The 18,305-nt window shown below is 44.7% G+C and carries 19 protein-coding genes; 8 read left to right on the top strand and 11 right to left on the bottom strand.

Going from position 1 to position 18,305, the window contains the following annotated elements; genetic code table 11:
• Window positions 1-8: 8 nt before the first annotated feature.
• Entirely contained in the window at window positions 9-1,229 is a 1,221-nt protein-coding gene (locus QUB11_RS10770; RefSeq protein WP_333390479.1) for an RNA-guided endonuclease TnpB family protein, read from the bottom strand.
• 256 nt (window positions 1,230-1,485) lie between these two features.
• On the opposite strand from QUB11_RS10770, the gene QUB11_RS10765 reads away from it, so the two are divergent.
• Window positions 1,486-3,075, top strand: a complete 1,590-nt coding sequence (locus QUB11_RS10765) for a glycoside hydrolase family 57 protein (RefSeq protein WP_333150938.1) — start codon at window positions 1,486-1,488, stop codon at window positions 3,073-3,075.
• Between the two features lie 67 nt (window positions 3,076-3,142).
• On the opposite strand, the gene QUB11_RS10760 is transcribed toward QUB11_RS10765, so the two are convergent.
• The 3 genes from QUB11_RS10760 to QUB11_RS10750 form a co-directional block, all read right to left on the bottom strand.
• Window positions 3,143-3,295: a hypothetical protein gene (locus QUB11_RS10760; RefSeq protein WP_333390477.1), complete on the bottom strand. Its 153-nt coding sequence runs from the start codon at window positions 3,293-3,295 to the stop codon at window positions 3,143-3,145.
• A gap of 122 nt (window positions 3,296-3,417) precedes the next feature.
• Entirely contained in the window at window positions 3,418-3,666 is a 249-nt protein-coding gene (locus tag QUB11_RS10755) for a type II toxin-antitoxin system PemK/MazF family toxin (RefSeq protein WP_333200293.1), read from the bottom strand.
• Entirely contained in the window at window positions 3,651-3,845 is a 195-nt protein-coding gene (locus QUB11_RS10750; protein ID WP_333200295.1) for a hypothetical protein, read from the bottom strand. The genes QUB11_RS10755 and QUB11_RS10750 overlap by 16 nt, the downstream gene beginning before the upstream one ends.
• Before the next feature lie 144 nt (window positions 3,846-3,989).
• On the opposite strand from QUB11_RS10750, the gene QUB11_RS10745 reads away from it, so the two are divergent.
• On the top strand, window positions 3,990-4,271 hold the full coding sequence (locus QUB11_RS10745; protein WP_333390474.1) for a hypothetical protein: 282 nt from the start codon (window positions 3,990-3,992) through the stop codon (window positions 4,269-4,271).
• 521 nt (window positions 4,272-4,792) lie between these two features.
• Here QUB11_RS10745 and QUB11_RS10740 read toward each other — a convergent pair.
• On the bottom strand, window positions 4,793-5,866 hold the full coding sequence (locus QUB11_RS10740) for a radical SAM protein (protein ID WP_333390472.1): 1,074 nt from the start codon (window positions 5,864-5,866) through the stop codon (window positions 4,793-4,795).
• A 447-nt stretch (window positions 5,867-6,313) separates the two neighbouring features.
• Here QUB11_RS10740 and QUB11_RS10735 point away from each other — a divergent pair, with 447 nt between their 5' ends.
• From QUB11_RS10735 to QUB11_RS10725, 3 genes are all read left to right on the top strand, one after another.
• Window positions 6,314-7,108 carry an ABC transporter permease gene (locus tag QUB11_RS10735; protein ID WP_333200301.1) on the top strand — a complete coding sequence of 265 codons (795 nt, stop codon included), beginning with the start codon at window positions 6,314-6,316 and terminating at the stop codon, window positions 7,106-7,108.
• 220 nt (window positions 7,109-7,328) lie between these two features.
• Window positions 7,329-8,192, top strand: coding sequence for an aldo/keto reductase (locus QUB11_RS10730; protein WP_333200303.1), 864 nt, complete (start codon window positions 7,329-7,331; stop codon window positions 8,190-8,192).
• Window positions 8,193-8,331: 139 nt separating this feature from the next.
• The gene (locus QUB11_RS10725) at window positions 8,332-9,009 is read left to right on the top strand and encodes a GIY-YIG nuclease family protein (protein ID WP_333200305.1); all 678 of its coding nucleotides are present in this window, start codon (window positions 8,332-8,334) and stop codon (window positions 9,007-9,009) included.
• 154 nt (window positions 9,010-9,163) lie between these two features.
• On the opposite strand, the gene QUB11_RS10720 is transcribed toward QUB11_RS10725, so the two are convergent.
• Window positions 9,164-10,012 (bottom strand): DUF3598 family protein, encoded by an 849-nt coding sequence (locus QUB11_RS10720; RefSeq protein WP_333200308.1) that lies wholly within the window; start codon window positions 10,010-10,012, stop codon window positions 9,164-9,166.
• Window positions 10,013-10,030: 18 nt separating this feature from the next.
• Between QUB11_RS10720 and QUB11_RS10715 the strand changes: the two genes are divergently transcribed.
• Window positions 10,031-10,840, top strand: a complete 810-nt coding sequence (locus QUB11_RS10715) for an SAM-dependent chlorinase/fluorinase (RefSeq protein ID WP_333200309.1) — start codon at window positions 10,031-10,033, stop codon at window positions 10,838-10,840.
• A 102-nt stretch (window positions 10,841-10,942) separates the two neighbouring features.
• On the opposite strand, the gene QUB11_RS10710 is transcribed toward QUB11_RS10715, so the two are convergent.
• Window positions 10,943-11,947, bottom strand: coding sequence for a site-specific DNA-methyltransferase (locus tag QUB11_RS10710; protein WP_333200311.1), 1,005 nt, complete (start codon window positions 11,945-11,947; stop codon window positions 10,943-10,945).
• 171 nt (window positions 11,948-12,118) lie between these two features.
• On the opposite strand from QUB11_RS10710, the gene QUB11_RS10705 reads away from it, so the two are divergent.
• Window positions 12,119-12,922: a helix-turn-helix domain-containing protein gene (locus QUB11_RS10705; protein WP_333200313.1), complete on the top strand. Its 804-nt coding sequence runs from the start codon at window positions 12,119-12,121 to the stop codon at window positions 12,920-12,922.
• 82 nt (window positions 12,923-13,004) lie between these two features.
• Here the strand turns inward: QUB11_RS10705 and leuS are convergent, their stop codons facing one another.
• The 3 genes from leuS to aat all read right to left on the bottom strand — a co-directional run bounded on the left by leuS (window position 13,005) and on the right by aat (window position 17,208).
• Window positions 13,005-15,560, bottom strand: coding sequence for a leucine--tRNA ligase (gene leuS / locus QUB11_RS10700; RefSeq protein ID WP_333200315.1), 2,556 nt, complete (start codon window positions 15,558-15,560; stop codon window positions 13,005-13,007).
• 249 nt (window positions 15,561-15,809) lie between these two features.
• Window positions 15,810-16,511 (bottom strand): Uma2 family endonuclease, encoded by a 702-nt coding sequence (locus QUB11_RS10695; protein WP_333200317.1) that lies wholly within the window; start codon window positions 16,509-16,511, stop codon window positions 15,810-15,812.
• Between the two features lie 100 nt (window positions 16,512-16,611).
• Window positions 16,612-17,208, bottom strand: coding sequence for a leucyl/phenylalanyl-tRNA--protein transferase (gene aat, locus QUB11_RS10690; protein WP_445300766.1), 597 nt, complete (start codon window positions 17,206-17,208; stop codon window positions 16,612-16,614).
• A gap of 46 nt (window positions 17,209-17,254) precedes the next feature.
• On the opposite strand from aat, the gene QUB11_RS10685 reads away from it, so the two are divergent.
• Window positions 17,255-17,584 (top strand): hypothetical protein, encoded by a 330-nt coding sequence (locus tag QUB11_RS10685; RefSeq protein ID WP_332953433.1) that lies wholly within the window; start codon window positions 17,255-17,257, stop codon window positions 17,582-17,584.
• 199 nt (window positions 17,585-17,783) lie between these two features.
• On the opposite strand, the gene rpsN is transcribed toward QUB11_RS10685, so the two are convergent.
• Window positions 17,784-18,086 carry a 30S ribosomal protein S14 gene (gene rpsN, locus QUB11_RS10680; protein ID WP_006633844.1) on the bottom strand — a complete coding sequence of 101 codons (303 nt, stop codon included), beginning with the start codon at window positions 18,084-18,086 and terminating at the stop codon, window positions 17,784-17,786.
• Window positions 18,087-18,305 lie beyond the last annotated feature (219 nt).

Here is an 18,305-nt window from a genome sequence, read left to right as displayed (position 1 = left end):
TACCCACACTAAATCGAAACGATTATAGTGTGGGCTTCTAACATCACAGAGGAATGCCTCAGAACAGACTTGCGTCCAATCTTTGGTCTTACTTCCCCTCCGTTAGCAAAAACGGCTGTTCCATCCGTCTGTAGTATCCTGATGCCTTCGGATCTAATGCTTGTTGCGGCGTTACCATCACGGTCATGACGAGTACCGCAATTAGGACAAGTCCACTCCCTAATATCAAGCGGTAACTTATCAATCTGGTAATAGCAATTAGAGCAGAGCTTGGAGCTGGGGAACCAGCGGTCAATTTCAACCAACTTGCCACCTTTTTTCTCTAGCTTGTAAGCTAGGAAATTGATAAAGGTTCCCCATCCCACATCAGATATGGCTTTAGCTAAATTGTGATTGCGTACCATGCCTTTGACATTAAGATTCTCTACTACGACAACTTGGTTTTCATTGACGAGCTTTCTCGAAAGCTTATGTAGAAAATCCTGACGGGATTTACTTACCCGTTCGTACACTTTAGCTACCGTCTTTTTAGCTTGGTTCCTTGAATTACTTCCTTTCTGTTTTTTAGCTAGCTTTTGTTGCTTGCGTTTGAGGTTTTTCTCGTGTTTGGCTAGATGCTTAGGGTTATCATACTTAGAGACGCAGCCATTGCTCGTAATAGCAAAATGAGTCAATCCCAAGTCAATTCCAATTACTTTGCCGACGGTTGAAACAGTCGGATTGTCGCCTTCACTCTCCGTCAATATTGAGGCAAAGTATTTCCCAGAAGGATTTAAACTAACCGTTACGGTTTTGATTGTTCCTTCTATGTTCCTGTGCAACTTGGCTTTAACTTTGCCGACCTTGCCCGGAAACTGAATAAACCCATCAAGTACCTTGACATTTTGAGGATACTGAATCGATTGCTTACCATGCTTTGACTTGTAGCGCGGGAACCTACCACGACCTGCAAAAAAGTTTTTATAGGCGGTTGTGAGGTTGAGCGTTGTTGCTTGCAAAACTTGGCTGTAACATTCAGACAACCAAAGTGTTTCTTCGGTTTTCTTGAGTTTTGGTAAAAAGGCATTGAGTGCTGACTGACCAAGGCTTTTACCCGTTTCTTTATAAGTCTCAATTGACTTATTTAGACCATAGTTCCACCACCATCTGGCACAGCCAAAGTGCCCAGACAGTAGGGCTTGTTGCTCTAATGTTGGATAAAGTCGAACCTTGATAGCAGTATGCAGCATCTCATTGCCTCCTTACTGTATTATAAACATTTCAGTAAAATATCTACAAAAATAAAGATTTGGAGATTTCCGTACCTACAATCTCCCTGCCTTTCATCCCACCGAAGACACTGGGTACAGTTATAGCGGGGGACAACAGGAGCGAGGAGTTAAAAAAACACGGCATTTTGTGAGTCCCGTTTCAGCATAAAATCTTAAAATATTTTAAAGCTGTCCCTAACAGGCGTCAGTTAATAACTACGGCATCCAAATCATTATGACTATTGGCTACCTCGCCCTCGTTCTCCACGCCCACTTGCCCTTTGTTCGCCACCCCGAAAGCGACTACGTTTTAGAAGAAGAATGGCTGTTTGAGGCGATCGCGGAAACCTATATTCCCCTGCTGCAAGTCTTTGAAGGGCTCAAGCGCGACGGCATCGACTTTAAAATTACCATGAGCATGACGCCGCCCTTGGTGGCAATGCTGCGCGACCCCTTGCTGCAAGACCGCTTCGACGACCACTTGGCTAAACTCGAAGAATTAGCGGATCTCGAAATCGAACACAATAGCGGCAACGGTCACCTCCGCTATTTAGCAGAACATTACGCCGCCCATTTCTCTCAAGTCCGCAACTTTTGGGAAAAGTACGATCGAGATTTAGTCAAAGCCTTCAAAGAACACCAAGACACCAACAACCTCGAAATCATCACCTGCGGTGCCACCCACGGCTACCTACCGTTGATGAAAATGTACCCCGAAGCCGTTTGGGCACAAATTCAAGTAGCTTGCGACAACTACGAAGCAAACTTCGGCCGCAGACCAAAAGGCATTTGGCTGCCCGAATGCGCCTACTATGAAGGCTTAGAGCGGATGTTGGCCGACGCAGGCCTCCGCTACTTTCTCACAGACGGTCACGGCATCCTCTACGCCCGCCCGCGTCCCCGCTACGGCAGCTACGCCCCAATTTTCACCGAATGCGGAGTCGCAGCCTTCGGCCGGGATCACGAATCCTCGCAGCAGGTTTGGTCTTCCGAAGTCGGCTATCCCGGCGCGGCCGAATACCGCGAATTCTACAAAGATTTGGGCTGGGAAGCTGACTACGATTACATTAAGCCCTACATCATGCCCAACGGCCAGCGGAAAAATACCGGGATTAAATATCACAAAATCACCGGTCGCGGATTGGGTTTAGGCGATAAACAGTTGTACGATCCTTACTGGGCAAGGGAAAAAGCAGCCGAACACGCCAGCAACTTTGCTTTTAACCGGGAACGCCAAGTCGAACACCTCAACGGCATTATGCAGCGTCCCCCGATTATTGTTTCGCCTTACGACGCCGAACTTTTCGGTCACTGGTGGTACGAAGGGCCTTGGTTCTTAGATTACCTGTTCCGCAAGAGTTGGTACGACCAAAATACCTACGAGATGACGCACTTAGCCGATTATTTGCGGGGAAATCGGACTCAGCAAGTGTGCCGCCCGTCTCAGTCTAGCTGGGGTTTCCGGGGTTTCCACGAGTATTGGCTCAACGATACCAATGCTTGGATTTACCCGCACTTGCACAAAGCTGCGGAACGGATGATTGAGTTGGGAAGCATGGAACCTGCGGATGAGTTGCAGTGGCGCGCTTTGAACCAGGCGGCGCGGGAAGTGCTGCTAGCTCAATCTTCTGACTGGGCATTTATCATGCGTACAGGGACGATGGTGCCCTATGCAGTGCGCCGGACTCGATCGCACTTAATGCGCTTTCACAAGCTTTACGATGAAGTGAAAGAAGGGAAAGTTGATTCGGGTTGGTTGGAGAAGGTTGAGGAGATTGATAATATTTTCCCTGAAATTAACTATCGCGTTTATCGATCGCTTTAAGTCTCGTTTCCCCTCCCATCCTGTCCCCCCAGCCCTGCTTAAGGGAGGGACAGGATGTTAATTAAAATTATAGGTGATGGGGCGATCGCCATGAGTGGAATGAGAGGGGCAATCTTTGGTTGAGAGTGTGAGTGCGATCGCATTTTTGGTCTGGAAAGGTCGATCGCACTTTATCTCTTTTTCTCCACGCGCAGGCGATCGCACAACACAATGTAGTCAAACAGCATTTTGAGCTGAGGAACGGTTGACAATAAAGAATTACTGGTGAATAATTTCAACTATCTTAGCGATCTCCTCGTTCAACTTCTCAGGTTTCAGCTTACCAGCTTTATAAAGTATAATTTATTGGTCAGCGGTAAACAAGCGATTAGGTCTAATGTTGCTCGTTTGGTTAAGTCCGCCCTCGCTAAAATCACTACTTTCAAGGGTAATAGCATAGCGATCGGCGAGCGTCTGGCTAGTAATCTGACAAAGAATTAGATCGTCTCCTGCCAAAGTTGCTATGACTAAAGCCGGTCGGCGCTTGGCTTGTGTTAAATCTGAAAATGGGAAAGGAACCACTATCACATCACCTTTTACAAATTCTGCCATGCTTCATCCTCCTCTAATCTTAACCAGTCTTTTTGCAAAGAAGATTCACTGAGCAGGCTTGCTTCTAACTTATCTTTATCATACTTGGCTTTGAGGAATTGCAGAAAATCCCAAACTTCTTCTAATATAAATTCTGGAATATTCTCCACTTCTTTAATGAGCAATTCTTTAGCGTTCATGTCATTTACCTATAAAGACATAGTAACTGTTAATCTATAATAGCATCCTTGAGATTAGCAGCGCTCAGTTGCGATCGCTCCCAATCTTCATGACCGACGGACTACCGCAAGCAGCCCGCCAAATTCCGACCGAGAGGTAGATCCATGCAAACTACTAATCTAGAGAAATTATCTGCTGCTGACGCTCAATCCATCCTCGCTTACCTACCCGATCGCATCCGCATCGCCCTCATTACCCGCGCGGCGGCTATTGAGTATTCCATCGAAGCTGTCGTTGGGCGATCGCACTTTATGTCTTTTTCTCAACGCGCAGGCTATCGCTCTTTTTGGCCTGAAAATGGCTATCGCCGATGCCAGCAAATAGCCACCGAATTAGAAAGAAAGCTGCCAGAATTCACTCAAATAGAAGCGGAACCAAATCGATAAATTTAACTCGCGAAGTTAAAGCAATTGTTAGTTGAAATCAGAACCCCAATATTTGATTGTGCTAAATAATTGCAGCATTTGCCAGGATACAGCAATATTGCTGATATTAATGCGAAAAATTATTATATCGAAAGTAATCCTAAAATCAAAAGTTTTTCCATTGAAGGCGACAACTGGTGTTTTTGCTGAAGTTCCTGAGTTTGTGATCGCGCAAATATAAAAGCCAAGTTTAAAAATTCTTAAACTACCTGATTGCTACTCAAGATTTGTTCCAGCAGACAACATCCACAATTTGCGGGATGTTGGAAATCGAACAGGTGGAATTGAACCGGAAGAAGAGAGGGAACGTCAGCGCGATCGCGAACAAATGAATTATACAAGCAAAAGGAACAAGATCAGGAAGAGCGCGATCGAGAACAAATGGAAATCGACAGCAATAACGAAGACAAATAAACAAAAAACCGGGTTTCTGATCAAACCCGGCTACTAGGAGTACAAGCGATATTAACACAGCTCAAACCTCAATTCTTTAATAACTTCATCCCCATTTTCACCTTGTCCAAAATCGTCTTTTGCGAGACACAAGTAATCAGACAAAGCTTGCCGCAATTCAAAGTATCGCGGCGGACTTCCTGAGCTTTTTCGCCGTACCAAATCTCGCTGGCGCTGGCGCTTTTCACATTGCCAATCACCGGAAACTCATCGCACAATTTCACATCGCCGCGCGTATCTATCCAGTAATTTCGCAGTCCAACGCGACAAGGACGAGTTGAATCAGGAGCTTTTTCTTCCGCAAAGTGAGGAATCATCAATCGCAACACTTCATCGCTGTTCATAATCGGAGCACCGTTCTTCTTCATTTCAATTAGGCGCTCGATTACCTGTGAAAATTCCTCCATGTCTTCTTTTTCAATCCACAATTCCTCGTATGTTTCTGGCGTCCAGCGGTTGACGGGTTGGAAGTTCACCGTCGTCGCCCCAATTCCCTGAGCCCAGGTGACTATTTCCGGGAGGTGGCGGAAATTGAGTCGGTTCATCGTCGGTTTGACGTTGATCGGAAACAGGACGTTCTGTTTTTCTTGTTCTTCGCGCAGATAACCGATTCCTTTAGAAAGCCGATCGAACAATCCCGGTTGACCTCGCAAATAATCGTGCAGTTCTGCATTCGGCCCGTCAACTGACATATTCACATTAAAAGGACGAGCAGCGACAGTTTTGGCTGCGTTTTCCCTGGTCATGCAATAGCCGTTGGTGGTGACGCCGGCGTGAATGCCATTTTTATTGGCAAAGGCCAGCAAGTCTAGAAAACCTTTTTTAATATAAGGTTCGCCGCCGCTAAAGTTGATTGAAAATTCGCCCACAAATTCTTTGACGCTCAAGAGGGCATTTTGCCATTCTTCGATCGTCATTTCGTCTTTATATTCTTTGAGTCGCCAATACTCGCACTGGCGGCATTTAACATTGCAGCGCTCGTTGACAATCCCGTAAAAAGTGACTGGGCTTGTCACGTCGTATCCTGTATTGATCCGCAGCGATTCGGCCACTGCACTCTTGGTGTGCTTGACGCCCAGTCTCGATAATGTTAAAGCATCCATGTCTTTTTTTCCTTACGTGTTGTTAGCTAGGTCAATTCCTCGATCCCTCTTTTGTGCGTATAATTACGTATTCCTGATTACGTATTCCTTTTGAGTAGGTATGCCCCATCCTAAGTGTTCGGTTTGGCTATGGCTAGATGTTTGTCAAATATTTATAATATTAAAACTTGTAACATATTAGTATTTATAATCAATCGAGCGATATTTTTTGTGAAAAAATGAAGTTGGCTTAAAAATTGCCAAAGTATATGAGCTTAAGATTGACTTTTATTAATAATTGTAATTTGTGTTTAAAATTGGTTAAATAACTTAATACGTGGTCTCAGTAAAACTACTTAAATAAGCGGTATCTATAATTTATTTTTATAGTGAAATGAGCAGCCAGTACAGCAGTTAACTTCACACAAGCTTTACAATATGGGAATTTAAGTATTTACACGGCAAAAAATGGCGACAAACATGGGACGATATTTGCACGTAGTGAAATTGTTCTGGGGTGCGGCGATCTCCGCGGAACTAGAATACCGAATCAACTTTATCCTCGCGGCCATCAGCAGCCTCGGAAATCTTGCGGGCAGCTTGTTTGGGCTGTTTTTGTTCTACCGTACCGGTTACACGTTTTCGGGCTATTCATGGGAAGAGGCTTTAGTTGTACTCGGTATTTTCACGATTTTGCAGGGGTTTTCGTCAACGTTTCTAGCACCTAACCTCAGCCGTATTGTCGATCGAGTGCAGCAAGGTACTCTCGATTTCGTACTCCTCAAACCCATCAGTTCCCAATTCTGGCTATCTGCAAACACAGTTTCGCCTTGGGGAATCCCAGATTTAATCTTGGGCACCGTGTTGCTGCTGTATGCTGCTAACAAATTGGGAGTAGCAATCGGCAACTATTTTTTAACAGCAATACCGCTGTTATTCGGAACTATTACTCTTTACAGTATATGGTTTATGTTAGGGGCAACCAGCATTTGGTTTGTCAAAATTTACAATGTTACCGAAGTTCTCGAAGGATTGTTAGAAGCGGGTAGATTTCCAATGGCAGCTTATCCCGCAGCTTATCGATTTTTCTTCACTTTCGTAGTTCCCGTTGCCTTCTTGACGACTGTGCCTGCAGAAGCCATGCTGGGGAGAGGTGAAATCGTTTGGATCGCAGGGGCGGGAATATTGGCGATCGGACTTTTGTTAGCTTCCCGCTACTTCTGGCAATTTGCACTCCGCTTTTACACCAGCGCTTCCAGCTAGTTAATTAGCTAGGTACACATAAATATCGCGTGGGGGGGCGTGTGCGTGAAACGGTTAACTCGCTTCTACAAAAGTTCCTTGCCTTACCCGCTATTACAAATCTCTACCAAATATTTTTTTCCTATCTACTTATATACTTTAAAAAAATGTAAAATTTAAACATATCCTTAGATAGTTGAAATCTCAACAGTAAATAAACCACGCAAACGAAGGCAAATCAATGAAAAGAAAAAAACTGGGTAACAGTAATTTTACTATCAGCGCGATCGGTCTTGGAGGTATGCCAATGTCCTTAAGCAGCCGGCCGCCCGAAGATCAATCAATTGCGGTAATTCACCGCGCCCTCGATTTGGGTGTCACCCTAATTGACACCGCAGATTCCTACTGCCAAGATGAATCCGACAAACACCACAATGAGCAACTGATTGCCAAAGCTTTGGAACAGTACACCGGAGATACTCGGGCCGTTACTGTCGCCACTAAAGGCGGCTTAATGCGGCCTCAAGGTGCATGGACGCGCAACGGCAATCCCCACCATTTGCGCCAGACAATTCGCGAAAGTTTTGAAGCGTTGGGCGGCCAGAAACCGATCGACCTTTGGCAATATCACTCGCCCGATCCCGCTTATACCATCGAAGCAGCCCTAGCACCCGCAAAAGAAGCAGTAGAAGCCGGAATGATTCGATTTATTGGAGTGTCCAACTTTTCTGTAGAGCAGATCAAACGTGCCCGCGATACAGTAGAAGTTGTCTCCGTGCAGAATCAATATAATCCGTGGCACAGACAGCCGGAATCAGACGGCGTTCTGGAATATTGCGAAACCGAAAAACTGACATTTTTTCCTTGGAGCCCTTTGGGAGGAAGCCGCCGCGTCACCAGCTTGCAAGATATGCCCGCGATCGCCAAATTAGCAGCAGAAAAAAACGTTTCAGTTTACTGTATAGTATTAGCTTGGTTGATGGCTCAATCGCCTTGCGTCGTTCCGATTCCCGGTGCGACCAAAGTATCGAGTATTGAGGACTCTGTGCAGGCGCTCGAAGTTAAATTGACTGACGAGGAATTGCAACAAATTGCCGTAAGTTAAGTATATCAGGGCAAAAAAACAATAGAACAGGCTTTCCGGCCTGTTCCACTAGAACTTTATTGTGGGGTGGGTTGGAAAACCCGCCCTTGAAAGTGAGATTTAATGAGTAAAGTTGACATTTTTTGAGGAATTGAGTTTAATGGAAGCTAATCAAGTGAATGCCGATCGAGACGTAGCAATTGAACATCAAAACGTACCTGTCGCCCATGAAGGACTGCACAACTTTTTATACAGTTCCGACTCAGAACACAACGCCGTTGCTGCAACTGCGGCATTAGAAAATGACGGCACGCAAGTAATGTCGATCGATACCTGGCGCGATTTGGCAACTAACGCGAAAGTCGCCGGCGTGTACGCTGTAATGGACACTTCCCGCAACACTCAGTTTATCGGTTATTCGCGAAATATCCTGCTTTCAATCAACGGTCACATCGCCCAAAACGGCGTCGAAAATTGCGCTTTCCTGCGGGTGCAAACTTTCAAATTCCCGAAGCGGGAAGAAATGGAAAGTTTGCGGGATGCTTGGATAGCAGAAATTGGCAGCATTCCGCCTGGGAACGTTGCTGACAGCGAAATGTGGGCGGCTACGGTAGGTCAAGCAGCGCGCGCTGCTATGTCTGCAGAAGAACAAAAAGCTTATGAGGAAAAGAAGCTGAAATTGCGTAAAGCAATGGCAGATTCTAGTCTTACCAAAGAGTTAGAAACAGCAGCCAAAAATGACGGCGAACGCGCTAAGGATTTGGAAGCGGCTGTTAACAATGATGATTGGAGTGCGGTGATTCAATCGCAAACCCAGGAAACAAAGTCCCGCAAATAAAATTAGCTGCTACATAAACTTTCCTCCGCCGTAAAGTGGACTGGAAGAGCATCAAATCCAAAGGGCGGGTTTATCTATTTCCTGATTTACCTATAAATATTTAGGGTAAAACCCGCCCCTACTAACTAATGACTAATGACTAATGACTAAATTACTAATGACTAATTTTTCGTTCTTTAACTAAAGTCAAACTTACCCATTCACCCCGATCGTTGTAACTGCGAATCATCCGAAACCGCAAGTCAGGTTCTACCAACCAACCTGCCTCGAAAAATATAGGTTTTCTGGGTTCAATCTTGACAGGTAAAGTGCAAGAACCACCGTCAGGAAGCAGCACAACTTGCACGGGCAAAGCACCTTCGTTAAAGTGCAGAACTGAACCGTCAATGCGGGCGCTAGAAGTGATAACACTAGCATTACTGCCAAAAGTGATTTTGTGCACTAGGCGATCGCTACTTTCCAAATGCAATTGTAAATTGGTAGAATAGGAATCAGGAGAACGCCAATCTGGATACATTGTCACCGCCTCGCCCTGCCACTCTCCCAGCAAAGCCTCAACAGTTAAAGGCGGACGTTCAGGGACATTTTTATCCGGCTGTTTTTCCCGAATTAAGGTAAGGTTTGATAAATTGCCGTCGGTATTGTATGTCACAGGGAAGCGCAACCGACGATAATTGTAGATAAAACCAAACTCAGCACCGCACTCAGAAAAAGGCGCTAGTTGAATAGTACCCTGAGAAAAAGCTCCATTCTCAAAAAATAGGATATCTCGTCCCAAAGCTTGATACTCTCGAATAAGTTCGCTCACTTCCGGTTCGCCGACACCGCTAGGATTTGGGGAAAAGCGACGGAGTTTCAATCGCACAGTTTTGTTGTCATTGAAACCTTCAAGAGAAATAATACTAGGAGTATCTTGAAGTACCTCTCCTCGCGGGGATAACTGGGTAAAGGAACCGTGCCATTCTCCCAAGTTTTGCAGAAAGTTTTCCCATTGTGATACCATATTCTTACCTTTGGATATATGTCTAAAAATAGAATTATAACTCTGCTGACGGATTTTGGATTAAGCGATGTTTATGTGGGAGTGATGAAAGGTGCGATCGCCCAAATTAACCCGCAGTTAAAAGTCATTGACATTACGCACCAAATACCATCTCAAAATATTGCGGCTGCGAGGTTTTGTTTGATGACTGCTTTTGCTTATTTTCCGTCGGAAACCGTACACGTTGCTGTCGTCGATCCGGGGGTGGGAAGCAAGAGACGCCCGGTTGCGATTAAATGTGCTAATTGCTTTCTTGTCGGGCCGGATAACGGGTTGTTTAGCGGGGTGTTGAGTCGGGAAAGTGCGATCGCCTCTGTCGAACTCACGAATTCTCAATACTGGCGCACGCCTCAACCCAGCAGCACTTTTCACGGTCGCGATATTTTTGCTGCAGCGGGTGCTCACTTGGCGAACGGGGTGGCGTTGGAAGAGTTGGGAGGGGCGATCGACCCTGCAAGTTTAGTAGAGTTAGAGATACCAAATTGTGCCGTTACAGCCACAGGTATAGAAGGCTGTGTTCAATATGTCGATCGCTTTGGCAACCTAATTACTAATATCCCCAATAATTGCATTATAGGTAACAATTGGTCATTGACAATTAGCAATAGTTCTGATGCAATTCGCATCCCCAGCGGTAAAACCTACAGCGACACCGAACCGGGCGATTTAATTGCCATAACTGGTTCTGACGGTTGGGTAGAAATTGCCGTTAATGGCGGCAGCGCTCAATCTGTATTAAAATTGGAATGCGGAGCGATCGTGCAATTGCTTTTTGAAACTAACAATTAAAATTATCTCTTTCAGTCCCTCTCTGCTGGAGAATTGTTCGTGTAGAAGCGATTTCAATAGACTGTTTCATATCTGAAATAAAAGTTTGACTGTTTAGCGCAATTAAAAACAATAATTATTAACTTCAAAAAGTAGCCTATTTTGAGGTAAAATCAATCCTGATGCTTCCTCAGTTAACAATTGGTTGTATATTGTATCCGCTTGCCAAAAAGATTCTTGAGGCAAAAATCTAAATATTGATGCAGCAACATATTGTTTTTCTTTTTCAAAGCTTATCCAGTTTCTTGACAATTGTTCTGCTGCATAACCCGTAGTATTAGAACCCGAAAAAATATCTACTACCAAGTCTCGCGGTTCAGTAAGAAAATTGATAAAAAATGTCGGTAATTTTTGGGGGAAACGTGCCGGATGCGCCTTAACATTAAACTCTTTGCACCAACGCAAGTATTGAGAATTACTTTCCGAATTAGAAATTTCTAGCAAATTAGATGGAATAGCACCTCCATTATCTTTGGCAAATCGATCGCTAATATTGTGACCGGAAGGACGTTCTTTGGGCGTGTAAAATTCATCAGCATTTTTCAAAAGTTTTTTCATTCTCTCAGAATACTCTACTTTGACTTTAGTAATATTCGCTTGAGGGTGATTTGTTTTGGAAAGCCACCAAACAGTATTCACAGAATCTTTTGCCCGGATTTTCTTTTTATTCACCCACTCTATAGGAGATGGAAGTTTTGAAGGATTAAACCAGAAAAACTCTTGAGCAAGTTTAAATTCATATTCGTCACATAACCTAATAAGTACGCGGTAATTATACAGCGAGCGTACAGGTATCCCTTTTTGATAAGCACCTCCAAGGTCTATAACAAAACTTCCAGTATCCTTAAGAACTCTTTTAATTTCTGGAGCAAAACCCAGCAGCCAATCAACATATAAATCTTGATCTTGATTTCCATAACTCTTTTGGCGTTGCAATGCAAAAGGAGGGGATGTAATCACCAAATCTACAGAATTGCTAGCAAGACTATTCAGGAGATGAAGAGAATCTCCCAAATAAGATTGACCGTATTGGGTGGTGTAAATTGGGGCGGGCAAAATGTTACTCATGCTTAATTTAGATTAGCTTAAGGTACAACAGACACAGCCTACTGTCATTCTATCAAAATCCGTACTTTCAGTCCTAGTAAATCCGTACTTTCAGTACGTTGTGTTGTGTATAACTTCTTCGTACCATGCAAAAAGCGAACTGAAAGTTCGTTTTTATCAATTGTGAGGGGTATGAATTACAAAGAAGCCAGACAACAATTTGCGGCCAAGGTAAGTCAGTTACGCAGAGAAAAAAGGATGACACAGGACGAGTTAGCAGAACTCATAGACAAGACTACTGACTATATCAGCTTATTGGAACGCGGTGAAAGATCGCCATCCTTTGAAGTTATTTTCGCTCTAGCTGAAGCGCTCGATGTACCCGCTACTTATTTAATCAGTTTTAGCCAAAGCGGCGAGAGTACAGCTCTCATTAACACCCTAATAGCTGAACCAGTTTCTCCGTCAGTTGTAGAACCTGTTGAAGAGGCTGTTACCACGGAAGCAGAACGCATTTCAGATGCTAAACGGCTAGAAAATGCTATGAAAAGCATCCAAGAATTGCAAAATCTGGCTAGTGAATATGGTATTGCGGATATTTTTCAAGATAACGGGGGAAAGACTTTACAGTTATTAATCCTTTTAGGGCTGCGGATATCGCCTGGAGGTGAAGGAAACGATGCTATTGATGCTGAAGGAAAAGAATACGAACTTAAAACAATAAATGTTGCTCTCAATAGAAGCGGTGGGGTCACTACTCACCATCATTTGAATGAAATTATACTTGACAAATATCGCAGAGTAGAAGCTTGGTATATTGGACTGTATGAAGGCATAACTCTCAAAGAGATTTATAAACTTACACCGGAAATGCTGGAACCTAAATTTAAAGAATGGGAAGAAAAGGTCAGGCTAAAAAACGAGCCGCTAAACAATCCTAAAATTCCCTTAAAGCTAGTAAAAAAAGGGCAACTTGTCTACTCTTACAGTAAATAATAGTTGCCCGATAGTGTTTAAAGGGGATTAGGTTGTGTTTGTGTAGAAACGATACGTTGCCTACAGGTAGCGACTTTTACACTCAAGCTACCACGAAATTAACCAACTTTCCTGGCACCACAATTACCTTTTTAATCTCCTTACCTTCCAGGTGACGCTTGGCTAATTCCGACTCGCGAGCAAACTTTTCCAAAGCAGCTTTATCAGCGCCAGAAGGCACTTGAATTGTGCCGCGAGTCTTGCCCATAACTTGAATTACCAGCGTAATTTCATCGGTAATTAAGGCAGAAGCATCCACACTCGGCCACGTTTGCGTATGTACCGATTCACTGTTACCAGTATTGTGCCACAATTCATCAGCAATATGCGGCGCAAAAGGCGCTAACAAGCGAATCAAAGTGTTAATTCCTTCTGCATAAATTGGCGAATCTTTACATTTAGCATCATTCAAAGCATTGCTGAGTTTCATCATTTCAGAAACTGCAGTATTGAACTGATAATCACCCTCCAAATCGTCGCTCACTTCCTTAATTGCAGTGTGAATTGCCCGCCGCAAATCCTTCTCAGGTTTACTTAAAACCTCTTTCTCCCCCCCTTCGCAAGGGGGGGCTGGGGGGGGTGAGCCAAACTCTGTAACCACGCGCCAAACGCGATTTAAAAAGCGAAATTGCCCTTCCACATCAGCGTCGTCCCACTCCAAATCTTTCTCTGGCGGCGCTTTGAATAAAATAAACATCCGCGCCGTATCTACCCCATATTTGCCCATAACTTGCAAGGGGTCAACACCATTGTATTTTGATTTGGACATCTTCTCGTAGAAGACTTCCAAAGCTTCGCCAGTTTGAGGATCTTTGGGATTGGCGGGGTCTATATCTGCTGGGGGAACGTATTTGCCAGTAACAGGATTTTTATAGGCCATTGCTTGCACCATGCCTTGAGTTAACAGGCGTTTAAATGGTTCGTCACAATTGATCAAACCCCGATCGCGCAAAACCTTGGTAAAGAACCGCGAATACAGCAAGTGCAAGATTGCGTGTTCGATGCCGCCCACATATTGATCTACTGGCATCCAATCATTTGTCTTCGCCGTATCGAAGACTTGCTCTTGATTTTGAGCATCGGGATAGCGCAAGAAATACCACGAAGAATCGATAAAAGTATCCATCGTGTCTGTTTCCCGCTTCGCCGCAGTGCCGCAACTCGGACAAGGAACGTTTACCCATTCTTCCATCTTTGCCAAGGGCGAACCTTTGCCCGTAAATTCTACATTTTCCGGCAACAATACGGGCAAATCCGATGCGGGGACGGGGACTGTTCCGCAGGTGGGACAGTGAATTACGGGAATCGGAGCGCCCCAATAACGCTGTCTGGAAATTAACCAATCTCTCAAGCGGTATTGCACTCGCGCTTTGCCGCAACCTGCATCTTCGGCATATTTAATTATGGCTGCTTTGCCTTTAATTGAATCCATGCCGTTGAAGCTTTCGGAATTAATCATAATTCCTGGTTCGGTGTAAGCTTCCGTCAGCGGAACTTCATCATCATCCACAATTACTACTTTAATTGGCAGTTGATATTGAGTGGCAAATTTGAAATCTCGTGTGTCGTGGGCTGGTACTCCCATGACTGCGCCGGTGCCGTATTCGTACAGCACATAATCGGCAATCCAAATGGGGATTTCTTCGCCGTTGAAAGGATTGATTGCTTTGCCGCCAGTGGGGATGCCCCGCTTTGGTTTGTCTTCGGCTGTGCGATCGATCTCGCTTTGGGCGGCAACTTCTTTGATGAAGGTTTCTACGGCGGCTTTTCTGTCTGCGGTTGTCACGCGCTGAGTTAGTGGATGTTCCGGCGCTAAAACAAGGTAACTGACGCCGTAAACTGTATCGGGACGTGTGGTGAAAACGGCGATTTTTTCATCCATTCCGACAATCGGAAATTCTAAGTAAGCGCCGACTGATTTGCCGATCCAGTTGGCTTGCATTAATTTGACTCTTTCTGGCCAATCTGGCAATTTGTCTAAGTCGTTTAATAACTGTTCGGCGTAATCGGTAATTTTGAGGAACCACTGCCGCAATAATTTGCGCTCGACTTTGGCACCGGAACGCCAGGAACGACCTTCGTTATCTACTTGTTCGTTTGCTAAGACTGTTTGATCTATGGGGTCCCAATTAACTGCGGCTTCTTTTTGATATGCTAATCCTGCTTCTAAAAATTGTAAGAAAATCCATTGAGTCCACCGATAATAATCGGGAGAACAAGTTGTAACTTCTTTTGTCCAATCAAAGGAAATGCCGAGACGGCGAAATAAGCCTTTCATTTGGGCAATATTTTCATACGTCCATTTTGCCGGGGGAATTCCGCGCTCGATGGCGGCATTTTCTGCGGGTAAACCAAAAGCGTCCCACCCCATCGGATTCAATACCCGATAACCTTGCATTCGCTTGAGTCTGGCAATTACATCGATGATTGTGTAGTTGCGGACGTGGCCCATGTGCAGGTTTCCCGACGGGTAGGGAAACATGGATAAGGCATAAAATTTAGGCTTTTGGGTATCTTCTGGCATCTGGTCTAAGTTTTGCTCAGCCCATGTCTGCTGCCATTTTTCTTCTATGGATTGGGGGTTATATCTGGAATCCACAATAATTGCTCCGTGCAGGGTTTAGTAATGTTTGCTTCAGTATTTTTACACATTCAAGGGGCTTCGATTCTGCTTTTTCTGAGCTCCAAGGATTTTGGCTCAAATCTCTGTATTATATATTGTAGTATATAGGGTTTGAGTGCAGGGCGATCGGCCAAATATCCCCGTTCGCCCTGAAAAAAGTAAATAACTGCCATCCCCAGAAACCCGATTTCTTTGACAAACCGGGTTTATTCTCCTAGTTCGAGCTTAGATGCTATCAGGATCGATGTTCAATTCGCGCAGTTTGGCGGCTAAACGTTCCGCTTTTTGAGCTTCTTGTTCGGCCCGCTGCGAGGCTTCTTCTGCGCGCTGAAATTCTTGTTCGGCGCGCCGTCGCTCTACTTCTCGCTGTTCATCTAATTCGGAATAGGAAAGAAACTTTTGTCCATCAGGTCGATAAATTTCTAACCCTTCCGAACCCAACTCAAACCGCACTCCCAATCTTGGACTTATCCATCCCTCCATCGGTTCAATTACTTCTAAGATTCCCTCAATTCTTTGCCAGCCTTCTAATTCATTTCTTTCGGGATCGTAAAGGTAATACTCCTCAACTCCATGACGCTGGTAAAATGAAAGTTTCTTATTCATTTTGGTTTGGCGGTCGTTATGGGAGCGAATCTCAAAGACGACTTGAGGAGCAATATTGTCCTCTCGATATTGTATGTAAGAAGGCCGATCGCCCTTTGGTCTGCCAAACACCACCATCGTATCAGGTGCTTGAGAAATATCGGGTCTGCCCTCAACCGGATACCAGAGTAAATCGGCTGCTGCAAAAACGTTTGGGTCATTCTTAAACAGCGATTCGCAACCTTCTTTAATTTTGACAATTAATTGGTATTGAATGGTGCTTTCTGCCATTGGTTGACCGTCGCTGGATGGATAAATAATTTCTTCGGTTGTGACTTGCATTGTGGTTGTCTCCGAGAAGTATCTGAGCTTAATTATACTATTGTTTGAAGCAGCTACTGGGGTCGGAAACGGCACTGCCTTTTCCAGAATGACCTAATATTCAAAATAGCGTGCAGCGGCGCTTCAAAGCTGCTTGCAAAAGAGTGTTGTACAGTTTTTCCTTAACAGTATAAGCGCCGAATCTTTCCAAGTGCGGATTGTTCATTTGAGCGTCGAACATCAGATAAGATCGATCGCGCAATCTCTCCACCAACTTCACCATCGCCACCTTAGAACCCTCGGGAATTCGGTAAAACATCGACTCCCCAATAAACGCACCGCCGATCGACAATCCGAGAATACCGCCCGCCAACTCGTCCCCGCACCAAGTCTCGAAGCTGTAAGCCCAACCGGCCTCATACAAACCCCAGTAAATCTTCTTGAGTTCCTTAGAAATCCAAGTCGTTTCGCGATCGGCACAACCCTCAACCACCGCCCCAAAATCGCGGTTCACAGCCACCGAAAATCGATTTTGATTGATTTGGCGACGCAGGGATTTCGGATAGGTAAATCTTTCATCCAGGGGAATCAGCGCCCGCTGACGGCTCGAATACCACCCCAAACTTTCCTCGCCGTCATTTGCCATCAAGAAATAGCCTTGCGCGTATCCTTGTATAATTGTCGGTATATCATATTGCATATATTTATCAGTTGTCATTTCTCAGTTAACTTTTCAAAGTCAACATTAGCAATTAGGAATAATCATGTCTGAAACCATCGAACCTATTACCTTACCGCCCGCCAAAAACCCCGAACAAGAAGGCCAATGGCTCCAACAAACGCTGCTGGCATGGCTAGACTCCGAGTTTATCCCAGAAGCAGCCAACCAGCAAATAGCTAAAAGAGCTGCCCAAATCTATGTCCGCCAGCGCATGGAAGGCGAAAATGACGTGGGCAGCCTCGTAATTGCGATCGTCACCGAAATGCAGGCCTATGATTTTTCTAAAAGCTTCTACGGCGAATTTGCGATCGCCAACGCCGTCAGCGACTTGTTACTCGATAGTCTCGGCATCGATAAATGCTGTGGCCAGTGAAGCAAGAAGGAGGAAAATTTAACTCATAAGTCTGAAACAAGAATCAACCCCAAACATAATCTTGCCGATTATTTATAAGTTTTTTTTCCTTCTTCCTTCTTCCTTTTTCTTTAGAATAAATCTCCAGAAACACGACAATTTCAGAAAAACATCATCCGTGTATCCGTGTCATCATCCGTGTCGTGCCTTCTTTCTCGTGCTACCAGCTAGACTTCACAACACCCGGCAAAAGACCTTCGTGAGCCATTTCTCGCATCATGTTGCGAGACAGTCCGAAGTCACGATAGTAACCTCTGGGCCGTCCAGTTGCCCAGCAGCGGTTCCGCAAGCGAGTCCGCGAACTGCTGCGGGGTAGCTGTTGTAGTTGGCGGTGAATCGCCATTTTGTCCATCTGATTGTTAGCTTGGTCAAACTGGTCTTTCAGGTCTTCCCGCTTGTCGGCGTACTTGTCTACGAGTCTTTGGCGCTTTTTCTCGCGCTCGACCATGCTCTTCTTAGCCATAATCTGTTGATATCCTTAGATTAATCACAATCTACTATTTTACTATATTTTGGTGATTTTGGATCGCTTTTATTGGAATTATTTCTTTTGTCAACAAGATTTTTAGCAACAGGCAAGATGCCTGTTCCACAATCACTCAATTTTTTTAGCAACAGGCAAGATGCCTGTTCCACAATCACTCAATTTTTTTAGCAACAGGCAAGATGCCTGTTCCACAAT

Origin of the sequence: Microcoleus sp. B6-A1 (assembly GCF_036705085.1) — a bacterium.
Classification (GTDB): domain Bacteria; phylum Cyanobacteriota; class Cyanobacteriia; order Cyanobacteriales; family Microcoleaceae; genus Microcoleus.
The sequence above is the reverse complement of the archived record's forward strand: the minus strand, read 5'-3'. Positions and strand labels throughout refer to the sequence as shown.